The organism is Afipia sp. MLSD5-FHT05B12 (genome assembly GCF_058793355.1).
Genome location: NZ_JBXAFS010000044.1, coordinates 1 through 2,037, shown reverse-complemented (window position 1 = coordinate 2,037; position 2,037 = coordinate 1). Strand labels below are relative to the sequence as shown.

The following is a 2,037-nucleotide window of genomic DNA, read 5'->3' as shown; positions in this document are numbered from 1 at the left end:
TTATATATCCCAATGGCATCGTAAAGAACATTTTGAGGCATTTCAGTCAGTTGCTCAATGTACCTATAACCAGACCGTTCAGCTGGATATTACGGCCTTTTTAAAGACCGTAAAGAAAAATAAGCACAAGTTTTATCCGGCCTTTATTCACATTCTTGCCCGCCTGATGAATGCTCATCCGGAATTTCGTATGGCAATGAAAGACGGTGAGCTGGTGATATGGGATAGTGTTCACCCTTGTTACACCGTTTTCCATGAGCAAACTGAAACGTTTTCATCGCTCTGGAGTGAATACCACGACGATTTCCGGCAGTTTCTACACATATATTCGCAAGATGTGGCGTGTTACGGTGAAAACCTGGCCTATTTCCCTAAAGGGTTTATTGAGAATATGTTTTTCGTGTCAGCCAATCCCTGGGTGAGTTTCACCAGTTTTGATTTAAACGTGGCCAATATGGACAACTTCTTCGCCCCCGTTTTCACCATGGGCAAATATTATACGCAAGGCGACAAGGTGCTGATGCCGCTGGCGATTCAGGTTCATCATGCCGTTTGTGATGGCTTCCATGTCGGCAGAATGCTTAATGAATTACAACAGTACTGCGATGAGTGGCAGGGCGGGGCGTAATTTGATATCGAGCTCGCTTGGACTCCTGTTGATAGATCCAGTAATGACCTCAGAACTCCATCTGGATTTGTTCAGAACGCTCGGTTGCCGCCGGGCGTTTTTTATTGGTGAGAATCCTTAAGCCAGCCCCGACACCCGCCAACACCCGCTGACGCGCCCTGACGGGCTTGTCTGCTCCCGGCATCCGCTTACAGACAAGCTGTGACCGTCTCCGGGAGCTGCATGTGTCAGAGGTTTTCACCGTCATCACCGAAACGCGCGAGACGAAAGGGCCTCGTGATACGCCTATTTTTATAGGTTAATGTCATGATAATAATGGTTTCTTAGACGTCAGGTGGCACTTTTCGGGGAAATGTGCGCGGAACCCCTATTTGTTTATTTTTCTAAATACATTCAAATATGTATCCGCTCATGAGACAATAACCCTGATAAATGCTTCAATAATATTGAAAAAGGAAGAGTATGAGTATTCAACATTTCCGTGTCGCCCTTATTCCCTTTTTTGCGGCATTTTGCCTTCCTGTTTTTGCTCACCCAGAAACGCTGGTGAAAGTAAAAGATGCTGAAGATCAGTTGGGTGCACGAGTGGGTTACATCGAACTGGATCTCAACAGCGGTAAGATCCTTGAGAGTTTTCGCCCCGAAGAACGTTTTCCAATGATGAGCACTTTTAAAGTTCTGCTATGTGGCGCGGTATTATCCCGTATTGACGCCGGGCAAGAGCAACTCGGTCGCCGCATACACTATTCTCAGAATGACTTGGTTGAGTACTCACCAGTCACAGAAAAGCATCTTACGGATGGCATGACAGTAAGAGAATTATGCAGTGCTGCCATAACCATGAGTGATAACACTGCGGCCAACTTACTTCTGACAACGATCGGAGGACCGAAGGAGCTAACCGCTTTTTTGCACAACATGGGGGATCATGTAACTCGCCTTGATCGTTGGGAACCGGAGCTGAATGAAGCCATACCAAACGACGAGCGTGACACCACGATGCCTGTAGCAATGGCAACAACGTTGCGCAAACTATTAACTGGCGAACTACTTACTCTAGCTTCCCGGCAACAATTAATAGACTGGATGGAGGCGGATAAAGTTGCAGGACCACTTCTGCGCTCGGCCCTTCCGGCTGGCTGGTTTATTGCTGATAAATCTGGAGCCGGTGAGCGTGGGTCTCGCGGTATCATTGCAGCACTGGGGCCAGATGGTAAGCCCTCCCGTATCGTAGTTATCTACACGACGGGGAGTCAGGCAACTATGGATGAACGAAATAGACAGATCGCTGAGATAGGTGCCTCACTGATTAAGCATTGGTAACTGTCAGACCAAGTTTACTCATATATACTTTAGATTGATTTAAAACTTCATTTTTAATTTAAAAGGATCTAGGTGAAGATCCTTTT

2 protein-coding genes are annotated in these 2,037 nt (G+C 46.5%); both read left to right on the top strand.

Features of this window, described 5'->3' with window-relative positions:
- Window positions 1-4 precede the first annotated feature (4 nt).
- Window positions 5-628: a type A chloramphenicol O-acetyltransferase gene (catA, locus tag AC1Q6J_RS23100; protein WP_089591712.1), complete on the top strand. Its 624-nt coding sequence runs from the start codon at window positions 5-7 to the stop codon at window positions 626-628.
- Between the two features lie 462 nt (window positions 629-1,090).
- Complete coding sequence (locus AC1Q6J_RS23095) at window positions 1,091-1,951, top strand: broad-spectrum class A beta-lactamase TEM-116 (RefSeq protein ID WP_000027050.1); 861 nt, start codon at window positions 1,091-1,093, stop codon at window positions 1,949-1,951.
- The last annotated feature ends 86 nt before the right edge of the window (window positions 1,952-2,037 follow it).